Origin of the sequence: Streptomyces griseoaurantiacus (assembly GCF_036189845.1) — a bacterium.
Taxonomy (GTDB): domain Bacteria; phylum Actinomycetota; class Actinomycetes; order Streptomycetales; family Streptomycetaceae; genus Streptomyces; species Streptomyces griseoaurantiacus.
The window spans coordinates 4,335,000-4,348,830 of the sequence record NZ_CP108326.1; the positions used below are offsets into that span (position 1 = coordinate 4,335,000).

15 protein-coding genes and 3 tRNA genes are annotated in these 13,831 nt (G+C 72.5%); 14 read left to right on the forward strand and 4 right to left on the reverse strand.

What is annotated here, in order from left to right; all coding sequences use genetic code 11:
• Positions 1-115 precede the first annotated feature (115 nt).
• Both OHB09_RS19325 and OHB09_RS19330 read left to right on the forward strand, forming a co-directional pair.
• Positions 116-1,159, forward strand: a complete 1,044-nt coding sequence (locus OHB09_RS19325) for a polyprenyl synthetase family protein (protein ID WP_191890205.1) — start codon at positions 116-118, stop codon at positions 1,157-1,159.
• Between the two features lie 160 nt (positions 1,160-1,319).
• Positions 1,320-1,532: a hypothetical protein gene (locus tag OHB09_RS19330; RefSeq protein WP_040895605.1), complete on the forward strand. Its 213-nt coding sequence runs from the start codon at positions 1,320-1,322 to the stop codon at positions 1,530-1,532.
• Positions 1,533-1,547: 15 nt separating this feature from the next.
• On the opposite strand, the gene OHB09_RS19335 is transcribed toward OHB09_RS19330, so the two are convergent.
• Together OHB09_RS19335 and OHB09_RS19340 are read right to left on the reverse strand one after the other, a co-directional pair.
• The gene (locus OHB09_RS19335) at positions 1,548-2,204 is read right to left on the reverse strand and encodes an SDR family oxidoreductase (RefSeq protein ID WP_093593752.1); all 657 of its coding nucleotides are present in this window, start codon (positions 2,202-2,204) and stop codon (positions 1,548-1,550) included.
• Positions 2,205-2,410: 206 nt separating this feature from the next.
• Positions 2,411-3,670 carry an amidohydrolase family protein gene (locus tag OHB09_RS19340; protein WP_319351345.1) on the reverse strand — a complete coding sequence of 420 codons (1,260 nt, stop codon included), beginning with the start codon at positions 3,668-3,670 and terminating at the stop codon, positions 2,411-2,413.
• Positions 3,671-4,001: 331 nt separating this feature from the next.
• Between OHB09_RS19340 and OHB09_RS19345 the strand changes: the two genes are divergently transcribed.
• The 8 genes from OHB09_RS19345 to OHB09_RS19380 all read left to right on the forward strand — a co-directional run bounded on the left by OHB09_RS19345 (position 4,002) and on the right by OHB09_RS19380 (position 9,025).
• Positions 4,002-4,074, forward strand: a tRNA-Thr gene (locus OHB09_RS19345).
• A gap of 47 nt (positions 4,075-4,121) precedes the next feature.
• Positions 4,122-4,194: transfer RNA gene (locus OHB09_RS19350), tRNA-Met, on the forward strand.
• 89 nt (positions 4,195-4,283) lie between these two features.
• The gene (rpmG, locus tag OHB09_RS19355; protein WP_003948671.1) at positions 4,284-4,448 is read left to right on the forward strand and encodes a 50S ribosomal protein L33; all 165 of its coding nucleotides are present in this window, start codon (positions 4,284-4,286) and stop codon (positions 4,446-4,448) included.
• Positions 4,449-4,590: 142 nt separating this feature from the next.
• Positions 4,591-5,046, forward strand: coding sequence for a MaoC family dehydratase N-terminal domain-containing protein (locus OHB09_RS19360; protein WP_328922308.1), 456 nt, complete (start codon positions 4,591-4,593; stop codon positions 5,044-5,046).
• A gap of 5 nt (positions 5,047-5,051) precedes the next feature.
• On the forward strand, positions 5,052-5,480 hold the full coding sequence (locus tag OHB09_RS19365) for a MaoC family dehydratase (protein ID WP_040895603.1): 429 nt from the start codon (positions 5,052-5,054) through the stop codon (positions 5,478-5,480).
• Between the two features lie 106 nt (positions 5,481-5,586).
• Positions 5,587-6,159, forward strand: a complete 573-nt coding sequence (locus OHB09_RS19370; protein WP_176945026.1) for a TetR/AcrR family transcriptional regulator — start codon at positions 5,587-5,589, stop codon at positions 6,157-6,159.
• Between the two features lie 121 nt (positions 6,160-6,280).
• Positions 6,281-7,777 carry a DHA2 family efflux MFS transporter permease subunit gene (locus OHB09_RS19375; RefSeq protein WP_328922309.1) on the forward strand — a complete coding sequence of 499 codons (1,497 nt, stop codon included), beginning with the start codon at positions 6,281-6,283 and terminating at the stop codon, positions 7,775-7,777.
• Positions 7,778-7,963: 186 nt separating this feature from the next.
• Positions 7,964-9,025, forward strand: coding sequence for a UDP-N-acetylmuramate dehydrogenase (locus tag OHB09_RS19380; RefSeq protein ID WP_234526262.1), 1,062 nt, complete (start codon positions 7,964-7,966; stop codon positions 9,023-9,025).
• Here OHB09_RS19380 and OHB09_RS19385 read toward each other — a convergent pair.
• Complete coding sequence (locus OHB09_RS19385) at positions 9,014-10,120, reverse strand: adenosine deaminase (RefSeq protein ID WP_093593765.1); 1,107 nt, start codon at positions 10,118-10,120, stop codon at positions 9,014-9,016. The two genes, OHB09_RS19380 and OHB09_RS19385, sit on opposite strands and share 12 nt — an antisense overlap.
• Before the next feature lie 137 nt (positions 10,121-10,257).
• Positions 10,258-11,484 (reverse strand): pyridoxal phosphate-dependent aminotransferase, encoded by a 1,227-nt coding sequence (locus OHB09_RS19390; RefSeq protein ID WP_006140936.1) that lies wholly within the window; start codon positions 11,482-11,484, stop codon positions 10,258-10,260.
• A 273-nt stretch (positions 11,485-11,757) separates the two neighbouring features.
• Between OHB09_RS19390 and OHB09_RS19395 the strand changes: the two genes are divergently transcribed.
• From OHB09_RS19395 to rplK, 4 genes are all read left to right on the forward strand, one after another.
• Positions 11,758-11,830: transfer RNA gene (locus OHB09_RS19395), tRNA-Trp, on the forward strand.
• 110 nt (positions 11,831-11,940) lie between these two features.
• Positions 11,941-12,228: a preprotein translocase subunit SecE gene (secE, locus tag OHB09_RS19400; protein ID WP_006140935.1), complete on the forward strand. Its 288-nt coding sequence runs from the start codon at positions 11,941-11,943 to the stop codon at positions 12,226-12,228.
• Between the two features lie 77 nt (positions 12,229-12,305).
• Positions 12,306-13,184 (forward strand): transcription termination/antitermination protein NusG, encoded by an 879-nt coding sequence (gene nusG / locus OHB09_RS19405; RefSeq protein ID WP_328922310.1) that lies wholly within the window; start codon positions 12,306-12,308, stop codon positions 13,182-13,184.
• Positions 13,185-13,353: 169 nt separating this feature from the next.
• Positions 13,354-13,788, forward strand: coding sequence for a 50S ribosomal protein L11 (gene rplK / locus OHB09_RS19410; RefSeq protein WP_006140933.1), 435 nt, complete (start codon positions 13,354-13,356; stop codon positions 13,786-13,788).
• Positions 13,789-13,831: the final 43 nt, after the last annotated feature.

The following is a 13,831-nucleotide window of genomic DNA, read 5'->3' on the forward strand; positions in this document are numbered from 1 at the left end:
CGGTGGGGCGTGACTTCTGCGTGTTGCGGGGCACCCGGTTGACTGGCGCGCGTACGTGAGGCGCCAGGTCATGCCGGCGTGGTCCACGGTTCGCAGTCCTCTTGAGGAGCAGTGCATGTCGCAGATCACCGCCCCCGCGCAGGTCGATACGTTTCCTCGGCTGGGCTGGGTCGACGAGCTGCTGTCTCCTGCCCTCCGGGCGGCCCTGGCAGCGCTGCCACCGGACGAGGGCCGGATCGCCGGGTACCACAAGGGCTGGTGCGAGGCCGACGGGACACCGACCCTCTCGACGGCCGGCGGGGGCAAGTCCGTCCGCCCGGCGCTGACCCTGCTGTCGGCGATGGCCGTCGGCGGCAGCGCCGAGAGCGCGGTCCCGGGCGCCGTCGCCGTCGAACTCGTGCACGACTTCACTCTGCTGCACGACGACGTCATCGACGGCGACGACCTGCGCCGGCACCGCCCCGCCGCCTGGTCCGTGTTCGGCACGCCCGCGGCGGTGCTCACCGGTGACGCCCTCCTGGTGGCGGCGATGCGGGTGCTGACGGATACGCAGCAGCAGCGGATGGCCGTCGCCGTGAAGGAACTCGTGGACGCGCTGCTGGAGCTGGTGGAGGGCCAGAGCCGTGACGTCGCCTACGAGAAGGCGCCCGAGGTCTCGGTCGCGCAGTACCTGGCCATGGCCGAGGGCAAGACGGGTTCCCTGATGGGCTGCGCCGCCGCTCTGGGCGGTGTGCTGGCCGGGGCGGACGAGGTGCGGGTGCGCGGGCTGCGGGAGTTCGGCCGCCGGCTCGGGGTGGCGTTCCAGTGCGCGGACGACGTGCTGGGCATCTGGGGGCACACGTCACGCAGCGGCAAGCCGGTGGGCGGGGACCTGGCCGCGCGGAAGAAGTCCCTGCCGGTGGTGACCGCCCTGGAGAGTGACGGCCCGGCGGCCCGGCGGTTGCGGACCCTGTACGACTCCCCGGACGCCCTTGGTGAACAGGACGTCGCCCTGGCGCGCGAACTGGTCGAGGAGGCCGGCGGCCGGGAGGCGGCGGAACGCGAGGCGGAGCGGCAGCTGTCCGCCGCGTTGCGCGCGCTGTCGCGCGTCCGGCCGACGGCGGAGGCGCACCGGCAACTGCGGGAGATCGCCTGGGCGGTGGCGCGCCGAGAGGCCTGAGCCCAGGGGCCGCCACCTCCGGAGGGGGCGTTCACCGCGCCCACCGCCGGTGGACACCGGCCGGGCCCGCCTGCGGCCCGCGCCTCACATGTGCCCGCACGAGGGGACGGCCGCGGGAAAGCCGCCGTGCCGGATGCGGTCCCGCTCGTACGCTGGACCCATGTCGTCACCTCGCAGGACCTGCCCGGAGTGCCGTCGGGAGATCGCCGTGGTGGCCGGGCGGTTCGCACGGCACGATCCGCCGGGGGCACGGGCCGCCGGGGAACTCGTCTCGTGCCCCGGCTCCCGGCGGTCCGTCGGGCCGAACGCCGCCCAGCCCGCCCTGGACGGCTACACCGTCCCGGAGTTCCCCGGGCAGCTGCCCCTCTTCTGAGGTCTCGTCGCCCCGTCAGTTCCCGGCGACGGCCTTCACCGCGACCGACACCGGGGCCGAACCGCTGATCAGCTCCAGGGTCAGGCCCGCCGTCGCCGGGGTGTCGACGAGTTCGGCGAGGACCGCCGCCACGTCGTCGCGCGGGACCGGACCGCGGCCCGTCGCCGCCTCCAGACGCACCAGGCCCGTGCCGGCCTCGTCCGTCAACTGGCCGGGGCGCAGGATCGTCCAGTCCAGGGCCGCGTGGCCGCGCACGTACGCGTCGGCCTCGCCCTTGGCCCGCAGGTACACGTCGAACACCCCGTCCCCGCGGTGCTCGGGGTCGGCGCCCATCGAGGACACGACGACGTACCGGCGTACGCCCGCGCGCGCGGCCGCGTCCGCGACCAGCACCGCGGCGCCCCGGTCCACCGTGTCCTTGCGTTCCGTCCCGCTGTTCGGGCCGGCGCCCGCCGCGAACACCACCGCGTCCGCGCCCCGCAGCAGCTCCGCGACCTCGTCCTCCGAGGCGGACTCCAGGTCGCACACGAGCGGTTCGGCGCCGGCCGCCCGCAGGTCCTCGGCCTGCTCCGCCCGGCGGATGATGCCCGCCACCTCGTCGCCGCGCGCGGCGAGCAGCCGCTCCAGCCGCAGCGCGATCTGACCATGTCCACCAGCGATGACAATGCGCATGAGGTAGACGGTACGCCGGGAGCGCCGCTCCCGCCGCGTCACACGGCCACGGGCCCCGGCACCGGGCGCCGCCCCGGCGGAGGAGCCCGACCGGGGTCCGCCCCCACGGCATCCCGGCCCCCGTGACGCTCCGGCCCGTACGGCATCCCGGCTCCGGTGACGCTCCGCCCCTTCACGGCACCCCGGCCCCCGTGACGCTCCGCCCCTTACGACGCCCCGCCCCGCCCTTGCCTGGGCAGACCCAGCGCAGCCGTCGCCGCCGAGTCGCAGTACTCGCGCACCGCGCTGGTCCGCGCCACCACGCGCCCCCGGTGCACCACGACCCTGCTGTACGCGAGCGACAGCGCGCCCGCCATGTCCGTGCCGCGCACCGCCAGCAGCTCGGCGGGGAAGCCCGCCTCCACCCGTACCTCCGGCAGCCCCAGCACGGCCCGCGCGGCCGCGCTCACCGTCCCGTACGCCGTCTCCGGGCGCAGCCCCTGCCGCGAGGCCAGCAGGTAGGCGGCCTCCAGCGGATCGCCCCGGCCGACCGGGTTCGAGGCGTCCCGCAGCGCCCCGCTGCCCGCCGCGACCCGCACCCCGGCCGCGCGCAGCAGCCGTACCGGAGGGGTGCCGAACCGTCCGGCCGCGCCGCAGCCGCCCTGCGGCAGGCAGACCACACCGACGCCGGCCGCCGCGAGCTGGTCGGCCACCCGAGCGGCGGCCTCCTCGGGCAGTCGGCCGAGGCCGCCGCAGGGGCCCAGCGTCACGCCGGGCCGCAGCCCGCCCGCCATCGCCGCGATCCGGGTGAGCCGCGCCGGGTCGGCGGCGTCGGTGTGCAGGTCGACGGGGAGGCCGTGCTCGGAGGCGACCTCCAGGACCGCCTCCACGTGCCCGGCGGGGTCGGGGTCGGTGTCCGGGCAGCCACCCACCACGGCGGCGCCCGTCTTCACCGCGTCCCGCAGCAGGGCGCGTCCGTCCGCGCCGGCCGCTCCGGTCAGGACGCGGGGCATCGCCACCGCCGTCAGCTCGGCCAGCCCGCGCAGGGAGTGACGGGCCCGCAGCACGGCGGCGAGCGCGTCGAGCCCCTGCATCTCGCCGATCCCGACGTGCGAGCGCAACGCCGTGGCGCCGTGTCCGAGCTGCAGCAGCGCCGCCTCGGTGGCCCGGCGCTGGACCTCCTCGGCCTCGCAGGTGGGCGGGCCGTCGGCGGACAGGGCCGTGTCGCCGTGCGCGTGCGGTTCGGCGGGGGCGGGGAGGAGCAGATAGCCGCCGAGGTCGACGCGGGAGCCGGCCGGCCCGGGCACCAGGCTGCCCGCGGTGCCGACCGCCTCGATCCGCTCGCCGCCCAGCCGTACGTCGACCGTGCGGCCGTCGGCGAGCCGTGCTCCGCACAGCAGCAGTCCCGTCGGTCCGACGGCGGACCCGGGGGCCCCCGAGGGGGCCGGGAAGGGGGAGCGGGGCGGCTGCGGACGGTCGTCGGGCATCGCACTCCTGGGATCGGGCGGCACGGGGCGGCGCGGCGGACGGGTGAGACGGATGACGGAAGACGGGGGGAGACCGAAGTCACGCGGAGTGAGGCCGAGCCTAGGACGGTGGCCGGGCCGCGCCGGGGAGGAGCGAAATAGTCGTACCGGTGTGGTCCCCGGTGCTGGTGAGACGGCCGGGAGGGCATCGGAGGCGCCGTCGAACCGGCCGGGAGCGGGATGCGACGTGCCCGCGGAACGGGGTGCCGGGCGGGGAGGGAACAGGTCGGGCCCGGCGGCACGAAACGGATTTGGGCGAACGGCGGGCGACCGTGTAATGTCTTCCTCGCTCGCCCCAATAGCTCAGTCGGCAGAGCGTCTCCATGGTAAGGAGAAGGTCAACGGTTCGATTCCGTTTTGGGGCTCTGGTGAGTGAGGTTCCCGTCGCGAGGCGGGCGCCGATCGCACCTGCAGCGGTGTAGCTCAGTCGGTAGAGCAAGCGGCTCATAATCGCTGTGTCACCGGTTCAAGTCCGGTCACCGCTACTTCAAGTAGCCGATTGCGGGGTCGGTCCTTCGATCGGCTACTCTTTTCTGCGTTCATTCAAGTCAACCGTTCGTCAAGGAGCACTCACGTGGCTGCCACCGACGTCCGCCCGAAGATCACGCTGGCCTGCGTGGAGTGCAAGGAGCGGAACTACATCACCAAGAAGAACCGGCGTAACAACCCGGATCGTCTGGAGATGAAAAAGCACTGCCCGCGTTGCAATGCGCACACCGCGCACCGCGAAACGCGATAACAAGGCTCGTACACGAGGCCGCCCCCGCAGTTCGGGGGGCGGCCTCGTGTCGTTTTGTACGCTCAGCCCACCGGTCTTCCCGGCTCTTAGCCGGGGACCGTTCTCCCCGCTCGTCCAGACATCAGCAGGAGGTGCCGAGCCGATGGCGCTCGACCAGTCCTTCGTGGGGCGGTCCTACCCGCCCACCGACCCCTACGAGGTGGGCCGGGAGAAGATCCGCGAGTTCGCGGAGGCGGTGGGGGACGCCAACCCGGCGTACTTCGACCCCGAGGCCGCCAAGGCGCTCGGGCACCCCGATGTGATCGCCCCGCCGACCTTCGTCTTCGCGATCACCTTCAAGGCCGCGGGCCTGGTCATCGAGGACCCGCAGCTCGGACTGGACTACAGCCGCGTCGTGCACGGCGACCAGAGGTTCGCCTACACCCGCCCGGTGCGCGCCGGCGACCGGCTCACGGTCACCTCGACCATCGAGGCGGTCAGGTCCATGGCGGGCAACGACATCCTGGACGTCCGCGGTGAGGTGCACGACGAGTCGGGCGAGCACGTCGTGACCGCCTGGACCAAGCTCGTGGCCCGCGCGGCCGAAGGGGAGGCGTGAGGACGATGACGGCGAAGATCGCGTACGCCGAGGTCGAGGTCGGCACCGAACTGCCCGCGAGGACGTTCCCGGTGAACCGGGCCACGCTGGTCCGGTACGCCGGCGCCTCCGGCGACTTCAACCCGATCCACTGGAACGAGCGGTTCGCCAAGGAGGTCGGGCTGCCGGACGTCATCGCGCACGGCATGTTCACCATGGCCTCCGCGATCCGCGTGGTCACCGACTGGGCCGGTGACCCGGGGGCGGTCGTCGAGTACGGCGTCCGCTTCACCAAGCCGGTCGTCGTCCCGGACGACGACAAGGGTGCCCTCGTCGAGGTCAGCGCCAAGGTCGCCGCCAAGCTCGAGGACAACACCGTGCGCGTGGACCTGACGGCGACCAGCGCCGGGCAGAAGGTCCTCGGCATGTCCCGCGCGGTCGTCCGGCTGGCCTGACCGCAGCCCCCGCACGACGCCGGACGGGCCCGCACCCCTTACGGGGGTGCGGGCCCGACCGTGCACTCCCTTGACGAAGTTAGTGATTGAGCACTAACTTTCTCGCATGGTCAGGATGAGCGCGGAAGAGCGGCGCGAGAGCGTCATTCGCGCGGCGACGAGCGAGTTCGCCCGCGGCGGGTACCACGGCACGTCCACCGACGCGATCGCCAAGCGCGTCGGGGTCTCGCAGCCGTATCTCTTCCGGCTCTTCCCGGACAAGCGGGCGATCTTCCGGGCGGCGACCGAACGCTGCACGAAGGAGATCATCGAGACGTTCGAGAAGGCGGCCGACGGACTGCGGGGCGAGGAGGCACTGCACTCCATGGCCGAGGCCTACACCCAGGTCATCGCCGAGCGTCCGGAGCTGCTGCAGCTGCAGATGCAGATGTACGTCGCCGTGGCCGCCGCCGAGCGGGAGGGCGACCACGAGTTCGGCGAGGCCGTGCGGGCCCAGTGGATGCACCTCTGGGACACCGTGCATCTGCCGCTCGGTGCGGACGTCGACGAGACGACGACCTTCCTGGCGTACGGGATGCTGGTCAACTGCCTGGTCGCCATGGGCTTCCCGCCCGAGCACCGGGTGTGGGAGGGGCTGTACCCCTCGGCGCGGGCCAAGCGCCGCCTGGGGGAGCGGTAGGGAAGCGGACGGGGCATGGCCCCGGCGCCGGGCCGCCGGGTGGCGAGGGGTAGGGCTCCGGACCGCCCCGACGTCTGTCCGCAGAAGTTAGTGGTCGATCACTAAGAAGACATCGAAAGGGATGAGGGGGACCGTCGTGTCAGGGACCGTCGAGTCGGAGAAGACCGCGATCCGGGGAGGGGCCGTCTGGGCCCTCCTCCTCACCAGTGCCGCCGGCTTCATGGCGGCGCTCGACAATCTCGTCGTCACCACCGCCCTGCCCTCCATCCGGGAGGATCTCGGGGGCGCGCTGGACGACCTGGAGTGGACCGTGAGCGCCTACACGCTCACCTTCGCCGTCCTGCTCATGTTCGGCGCCGCGCTCGGCGACCGGTTCGGCCGGCGGCGGCTCTTCCTCACCGGGCTCGCCGTCTTCACCGGCGCCTCGGCCGCCGCGGCCATGGCCCCCGGCATCGACTCCCTGATCGCGGCCCGGGCCGTGCAGGGCGTCGGCGCGGCGATCATGATGCCGCTCACCCTCACCCTGCTCACCGTCGCCGTCCCCGCCGCCAAGCGCGGCATGGCCTTCGGCATCTGGGGCGCCGTCAACGGACTCGCCGTCGCCTCCGGGCCGCTCATCGGCGGCAGTCTCACCGAACACGTGTCCTGGCACTGGATCTTCTGGCTGAACGTGCCGGTGGGACTCGCCCTGCTGCCGCTCGCCCGGCTCCGCCTCGCCGAGTCCCGCGGCACCGGCGCCCGACTCGACCCCCTCGGTACCGTCCTCGCCAGCGGCGGCCTCTTCGGCATCGTCTACGGGCTGGTCCGCGGCCCCGCCGACGGCTGGACCGACCAGCTGGTGCTGACCGGGCTGTTCGCGGGGACGGCCCTGCTGACCGGATTCGTCGTGCACGGCTCGCGGGCCGCGCACCCCATGCTCCCGATGCGGCTGTTCCGCTCCCGGGCCTTCGCCGGGATCAACGCGGCGAGCCTGCTGATGTTCCTCGGCATGTTCGGCTCGATCTTCCTGCTCAGCCAGTACATGCAGGGCGTGCTCGGCTACTCGCCCACCGAGGCGGGGCTGCGGATGCTGCCGTGGACCGGCATGCCGATGCTGGTCGCGCCGGTCGCCGGATACCTCGCCGACCGGGTCGGAGGACGGCCGGTCGTCGCCGCGGGGCTCTTCCTCCAGGCGCTGGGGCTCGGCTGGCTCGCCGCGGTGGTCACCGCCGACGCGCCCTACGGGACGCAGCTCCCCGGGCTGATCATGAGCGGGATCGGCATGTCCCTGTACTTCGCGCCGGCCTCGCACCTCGTGATGTCGAGCGTGCGGGTCGAGGAGCAGGGGATCGCCTCCGGGGCGAACAACGCCCTGCGCGAGGTGGGAGGCGCCCTCGGCGTCGCCGTGATGGCCTCGATCTTCTCCGCCCAGGGCGGCTACGAGACCGCGGCGACCTTCGTGGACGGGCTGCGGCCCGCGCTCGTCGTGGGAGCCGGGGCCGTGGCACTCGCGGGGGCGGCGGCCCTGGTCATCCCGGGCCGGCGGCGGTCGGGGAAGAGCGCGCTCGTGCAGGAGGAGACGGTGGCGCAGGAGGAAACGGCGATGCCGGAGGGCGTGCCGGTGGCGACGCGGGTGTGAGGACGGGGCGCGCGCGACGTGGAGTGGCGCCCCGGCGCCCGCGCCCTTCCGATCGCCAGGGGCCGTGCACCTTCGCCCCCCGGGCCTTCGGGCCCGGGGGGTTCTCTCCTGCGCGTCCGTCGTTCACCCGGCTCCTCGCGCCCCCTTACCGGCCGCGCCCCCCGAGGGGGACCGTAGGCTTGTCGCGTGCAGGTACTTCATGATGCTTCGCTCGCCCCCCTGACCACCTTTCGGCTCGGCGGGCCGGTGGACCGGCTGGTCACCGCGACCGAGGACGCCGAGGTGATCGAGGTCGTGCGGGAGGCCGACGCCTCCGGGACGCCGCTGCTGCTGATCGGCGGGGGATCGAACCTGCTCGTCGGCGACAAGGGCTTCGCGGGCACCGCCCTGCGCCTCGCCACCCGCGGGATCGCGCTCGACGGCAACCGGCTGGAGGTGGCGGCCGGCGAGGTGTGGAGCGACGTCGTCACGCGCACCGTCGAGGCCGGGCTCGCCGGCATCGAGTGCCTCGCCGGGATCCCCGGCTCCGCCGGCGCCACCCCGGTGCAGAACGTCGGGGCGTACGGCCAGGAGGTCTCCGCCACCCTCACCGAGGTGCTCGCCTACGACCGCCGCGCGGGGGAGACGGTGACCCTCACCAACGAGGAGTGCGCCTTCTCCTACCGGCACAGCCGCTTCAAGGCCGAGCCCGAGCGGTACGTCGTCCTGCGCGTGCGGTTCGCGCTGGAGGACGCCGACGGGCTGTCGGCGCCCCTGAGGTACGCCGAGACCGCGCGGATGCTGGGCGTCGGGGCGGGGGAGCGCGTGCCGCTCGCCGCCGCGCGCGAGACCGTGCTGAAGCTGCGCGCCGGGAAGGGCATGGTGTTCGACCCCGAGGACCACGACACCTGGTCGGCCGGGTCCTTCTTCACCAACCCGATCCTCGACGAGGAGGCCTTCGCCGCCTTCCGCGCGCGGGTACGCGAGCGGCTGGGCGAGGAGGCCGAGCCGCCCGCCTACCCGGCGGGGGAGGGCCGCACCAAGACCTCGGCGGCCTGGCTGATCGACCGGGCCGGCTTCACCAAGGGCTACGGCAGCGGCCCCGCCCGCATCTCCACCAAGCACACCCTCGCGCTCACCAACCGGGGCGGGGCCACCACCGAGGACCTCCTGGCGCTGGCCAGGGAGGTCGTCGCCGGAGTCCGCGAGGCCTTCGGAGTCACCCTGGTCAACGAGCCGGTGATGGTCGGGGTCGACCTACAGGCGTGAGGCCGGGAGGGGCGTGCGGCCGGGCGCACCGGACGGCGGGGCCGCGAGCCACGCGTCGATGTCCGCCAGGAGGCCGGCCCGCACGTCCTGCGGCGCCGCCGAGCCCCGCACCGACTGACGGGCCAGCTCGGCCAGCTCCTCGTCGGTGAAACCGTGGTGGCGGCGGGCGATCTCGTACTGGGCCGCCAGGCGCGAGCCGAACAGCAGCGGGTCGTCGGCGCCCAGCGCCATCGGCACGCCCGCCTCGTACAGCGTGCGCAGCGGGACGTCCTCCGGCTTCTCGTAGACGCCCAGCGCCACGTTCGAGGCCGGGCACACCTCGCAGGTCACGCCGCGCTCGGCGAGGCGGTGCAGCAGCCGGGGGTCCTCCGCCGCCCGGACGCCGTGGCCGAGCCGGTTGGCGTGCAGGTCGTCGAGGCAGTCGCGGACCGAGGGCGGGCCGTTCAGCTCGCCGCCGTGCGGGGCCGACAGCAGACCGCCCTCGCGGGCGATGGCGAACGCGCGGTCGAAGTCGCGGGCCATGCCGCGCCGCTCGTCGTTCGACAGCCCGAAGCCGACGACGCCCCGGTCCGCGTACCGCACGGCCAGCCGGGCCAGGGTGCGGGCGTCCAGCGGGTGCTTCATCCGGTTCGCGGCCACCAGGACCCGCATGTGCAGGCCCGTCTCCCGGCGCGCCGAGTCGACCGCGTCCAGGATGATCTCCAGGGCCGGGATCAGCCCGCCCAGGCGCGGGGCGTACGAGGTGGGGTCGACCTGGATCTCCAGCCACCGGGAGCCGTCCCGGATGTCCTCCTCCGCCGCCTCGCGGACCAGGCGCCGGATGTCCTCCGGCTCCCGCAGACAGGCGCGGGCCGCGTCGTAGAGCCGCTGGAAGCGGAACCAGCCGCGTTCGTCCGTGGCCCGCAGTCTCGGCGGTTCGCCGCCGAGGAGGGCCTCGGTCAGCGCGTCGGGCAGACGCACGCCGTACTTGTCGGCGAGTTCCAGCAGGGTGGCGGGCCGCATCGACCCGGTGAAGTGCAGGTGCAGATGGGCCTTCGGCAGCTCGGAGACATCGCGGGCACCGCGTTGCTCGGAGAGTTCACGTACACGCTCCATTGCATGATCCTGCCGTACGTTCGGACCGTCCCGGTACCGCTTTCCCCGATAGTGGCCTTGCTCGCACACATGACCGCGGGCCCCGTCCGCTCCTGGGAGTGGACGGGGCCCGCGGTCATGTGTGGGGTCGGGGGAGGTCAGTCCCGCGCCTCCGCCAGCAGCTTCTGGATCCGGCTCACACCCTCGACGAGATCCTCGTCGCCGAGCGCGTAGGACAGCCGCAGGTAGCCCGGGGTGCCGAAGGCCTCGCCCGGGACGACCGCGACCTCGGCCTCCTCCAGGATGAGCGCGGCCAGCTCCACCGAGGTCTGCGGGCGCCTGCCGCGGATCTCCTTGCCGAGGAGCGCCTTGACCGAGGGGTACGCGTAGAACGCGCCCTCCGGCTCGGGGCAGAGGACGCCGTCGATCTCGTTGAGCATGCGCACGATGAGCTGGCGGCGCCGGTCGAAGGACTCGCGCATCCGCGCGACCGCCTCCAGGTCGCCGGAGACGGCGGCCAGGGCGGCCACCTGGGCGACGTTGTTCACGTTCGAGGTGGCGTGCGACTGGAGGTTGGTGGCCGCCTTGACGACGTCCTTCGGGCCGATGATCCAGCCCACCCGCCAGCCGGTCATCGCGTACGTCTTGGCCACGCCGTTGACGACGATGCACTTGTCGCGCAGCTCGGGCAGGAGCGCCGGCAGCGAGGTGAAGGTGGCGTCCCCGTAGACGAGGTGCTCGTAGATCTCGTCGGTGAGCACCCACAGGCCGTGCTCGACGGCCCAGCGGCCGATGGCCTCCGCCTCGTCCCGGCCGTAGACCGCGCCGGTCGGGTTGGACGGGGAGACGAACAGCACGCACTTGGTCTTCTCGGTGCGCGCGGCCTCGAGCTGCTCGACGCTCACCCGGTACCCGGTGGTCTCGTCGGCGACGACCTCCACCGGGACACCGCCGGCCAGCCGGATCGACTCGGGGTACGTCGTCCAGTACGGGGCCGGGACGATGACCTCGTCGCCCGGATCGAGGATCGCGGCGAAGGCGTTGTAGATGGCCTGCTTGCCGCCGTTGGTGACGAGGATCTGCGAGGGGTCGACCTCGTAGTCCGAGTCGCGCAGCGTCTTCGCGGCGATCGCGGCCTTCAGCTCGGGCAGCCCGCCGGCCGGCGTGTACCGGTGGTACTTCGGGTTCTTGCACGCCTCGACGGCGGCCTCGACGATGTAGTCCGGCGTCGGGAAGTCGGGTTCACCGGCGCCGAAGCCGATCACCGGGCGCCCGGCAGCCTTCAGGGCCTTCGCCTTGGCGTCCACGGCGAGGGTGGCGGACTCGGAGATCGCGCCGATGCGCGCGGAGACCCGGCGCTCGGTGGGAGGGGTTGCAGCGCTCATGCACCCATCGTTCCAGACCGGAAAGAACCCCGGCACGCGGGTTTCACGGACTGAACACGGGAAGGCCCCGGCCCGGACACCCGTACGTATGCGCCCCGCGCGCGGCACGGGACACGAGGGAGCCCGGCGCGCCCCGATCACCGTACGGGCGCTTCCCGTTCGACGCCCGGCCGCGGACCACGTACACTCCTACGTCGTTGGCCTCTGACGGGCCGCGTCGAGCCGGTGCACGCTTGGCACTCGGTCGGATGCGGTACGTTGGGGGACGGACAAAGGGTCGTAGCTCAATTGGTAGAGCACTGGTCTCCAAAACCAGCGGTTGGGGGTTCAAGTCCCTCCGGCCCTGCTACACACTCCTTCACCGAGGATGTGTGCTGCAGAGTACGTACTTCATGCACCCGCCGTGCGGCTCAACCGGGCGCGGCACGGCCACGACCCGGGATCAGGTGAGGATGAATGACGGACGCCGTGGGCTCCCTCGACACGCCTGACGCCCAGGACGAGGTGACGGAGAGCAAGCGGAAGCAGCGCAGGGGCGGTAAGCGGGGCAAGAAGGGCCCCCTCAAGCGCCTGGCCCTCTTCTACCGCCAGATCGTCGCGGAGCTCCGCAAGGTCGTCTGGCCCTCGCGCAACCAGCTGACGTCGTACACCACCGTGGTGATCTTCTTCGTCGCCATCATGATCGGTCTGGTGACCGTGATTGACTATGGCCTCAACCACGCAGCGAAGTACGTCTTCGGCTGAGCCCGGAGCGAAGGGCGCCGTGTCCGGCGCCCCTTTCGCATGTTCCACCCCTCTGTATCCAGGAAGAAGCAGCCACAGTGTCTGACCCGAACCTGAACGACGCCATCGAGCCGGTCGAGTCCGCGGAGGACGAGCTCGACACCGTCGAGGGCGCGGACACCGGGGACGCCGAGGAGTCCACCGAGGCCCAGGCTGCCGAAGCCGCCGCACGCGAGGCCGCCGCAGCCGACGAGGGCGGGACGGACACGGCGGAGGCGGACACCGAAGACGAAGCCGCCGAGGCCGCCGAGGACGAAGCCGCGCAGGACGAGGCCGTCGAGGCCGAGCCGGAGCCCGTGGTGGACCCGGTCACCGCGCTCCGCGAGGAACTGCGCACGCTGCCCGGCGACTGGTACGTGATCCACACCTACGCCGGTTACGAGAAGCGCGTGAAGGCCAACCTGGAGCAGCGCGCCGTCTCGCTGAACGTCGAGGAGTTCATCTACCAGGCCGAGGTGCCCGAGGAGGAGATCGTCCAGATCAAGAACGGCGAGCGCAAGACCGTGCGGCAGAACAAGCTGCCCGGTTACGTCCTCGTCCGGATGGATCTGACGAACGAGTCCTGGGGCGTCGTCCGCAACACCCCCGGCGTCACCGGCTTCGTGGGCAACGCCTACGACCCGTACCCGCTGTCCCTGGACGAGATCGTGAAGATGCTCGCCCCGGAGGCCGAGGAGAAGGCCGCCCGCGAGGCCGCCGAGGCCGAGGGCAAGCCGGCCCCGCAGCGCAAGGTCGAGGTCCAGGTGCTGGACTTCGAGGTCGGCGACTCGGTCACCGTCACCGACGGCCCCTTCGCCACCCTCCAGGCGACGATCAACGAGATCAACGCCGACTCGAAGAAGGTCAAGGGCCTCGTCGAGATCTTCGGCCGCGAGACGCCGGTCGAGCTGAGCTTCGACCAGATCCAGAAGAACTGACCTTCTGGTTCCCCCTCACGTCCGAGCAGGTCAGACGGTCGCCTCGGTGACCGTCTGACCTGCTCGGTTTTCAGCCGCACATGTATACCCGTTATCGTTGTGCGGTATGCCTGCGTCCGGGTGGTCCCCGGGGGTGGGCAGGACCCGAACCGAAAGGACCCGGAGAGCCATGCCTCCCAAGAAGAAGAAGGTCACGGGGCTCATCAAGCTCCAGATCCAGGCCGGTGCCGCCAACCCGGCTCCGCCGGTCGGCCCCGCGCTGGGTCAGCACGGTGTCAACATCATGGAGTTCTGCAAGGCCTACAACGCGGCGACCGAGTCGCAGCGCGGCTGGGTGATCCCGGTGGAGATCACGGTCTACGAGGACCGCTCCTTCACCTTCATCACCAAGACCCCGCCGGCCGCCAAGATGATCCTCAAGGCCGCGGGCGTCGAGAAGGGCTCCGGCGAGCCCCACAAGACCAAGGTCGCCAAGATCACGCAGGCGCAGGTCCGCGAGATCGCCGAGACCAAGATGGCCGACCTCAACGCCAACGACCTGGACGCCGCCTCGAAGATCATCGCGGGCACCGCGCGTTCCATGGGCGTCACGGTCGAGGGCTGAACCACCCTCGGGCCGTCCCAGCCCCGTAGTACCTCGTAGAAAC

What these genes read in the sequence shown, in the direction of transcription:
- OHB09_RS19325 (WP_191890205.1), top strand. Translation starts at nt 116, where the DNA reads ATGTCGCAGATCACCGCCCCCGCGCAGGTCGATACGTTTCCTCGGCTG.
- OHB09_RS19330 (WP_040895605.1), top strand. Translation starts at nt 1,320, where the DNA reads ATGTCGTCACCTCGCAGGACCTGCCCGGAGTGCCGTCGGGAGATCGCC.
- OHB09_RS19335 (WP_093593752.1), bottom strand. Translation starts at nt 2,204, where the DNA reads ATGCGCATTGTCATCGCTGGTGGACATGGTCAGATCGCGCTGCGGCTG.
- OHB09_RS19340 (WP_319351345.1), bottom strand. Translation starts at nt 3,670, where the DNA reads ATGCCCGACGACCGTCCGCAGCCGCCCCGCTCCCCCTTCCCGGCCCCC.
- OHB09_RS19360 (WP_328922308.1), top strand. Translation starts at nt 4,591, where the DNA reads ATGGCGCTCGACCAGTCCTTCGTGGGGCGGTCCTACCCGCCCACCGAC.
- OHB09_RS19365 (WP_040895603.1), top strand. Translation starts at nt 5,052, where the DNA reads ATGACGGCGAAGATCGCGTACGCCGAGGTCGAGGTCGGCACCGAACTG.
- OHB09_RS19370 (WP_176945026.1), top strand. Translation starts at nt 5,587, where the DNA reads ATGGTCAGGATGAGCGCGGAAGAGCGGCGCGAGAGCGTCATTCGCGCG.
- OHB09_RS19375 (WP_328922309.1), top strand. Translation starts at nt 6,281, where the DNA reads ATGAGGGGGACCGTCGTGTCAGGGACCGTCGAGTCGGAGAAGACCGCG.
- OHB09_RS19385 (WP_093593765.1), bottom strand. Translation starts at nt 10,120, where the DNA reads ATGGAGCGTGTACGTGAACTCTCCGAGCAACGCGGTGCCCGCGATGTC.
- OHB09_RS19390 (WP_006140936.1), bottom strand. Translation starts at nt 11,484, where the DNA reads ATGAGCGCTGCAACCCCTCCCACCGAGCGCCGGGTCTCCGCGCGCATC.
- secE (WP_006140935.1), top strand. Translation starts at nt 11,941, where the DNA reads ATGACGGACGCCGTGGGCTCCCTCGACACGCCTGACGCCCAGGACGAG.
- rplK (WP_006140933.1), top strand. Translation starts at nt 13,354, where the DNA reads ATGCCTCCCAAGAAGAAGAAGGTCACGGGGCTCATCAAGCTCCAGATC.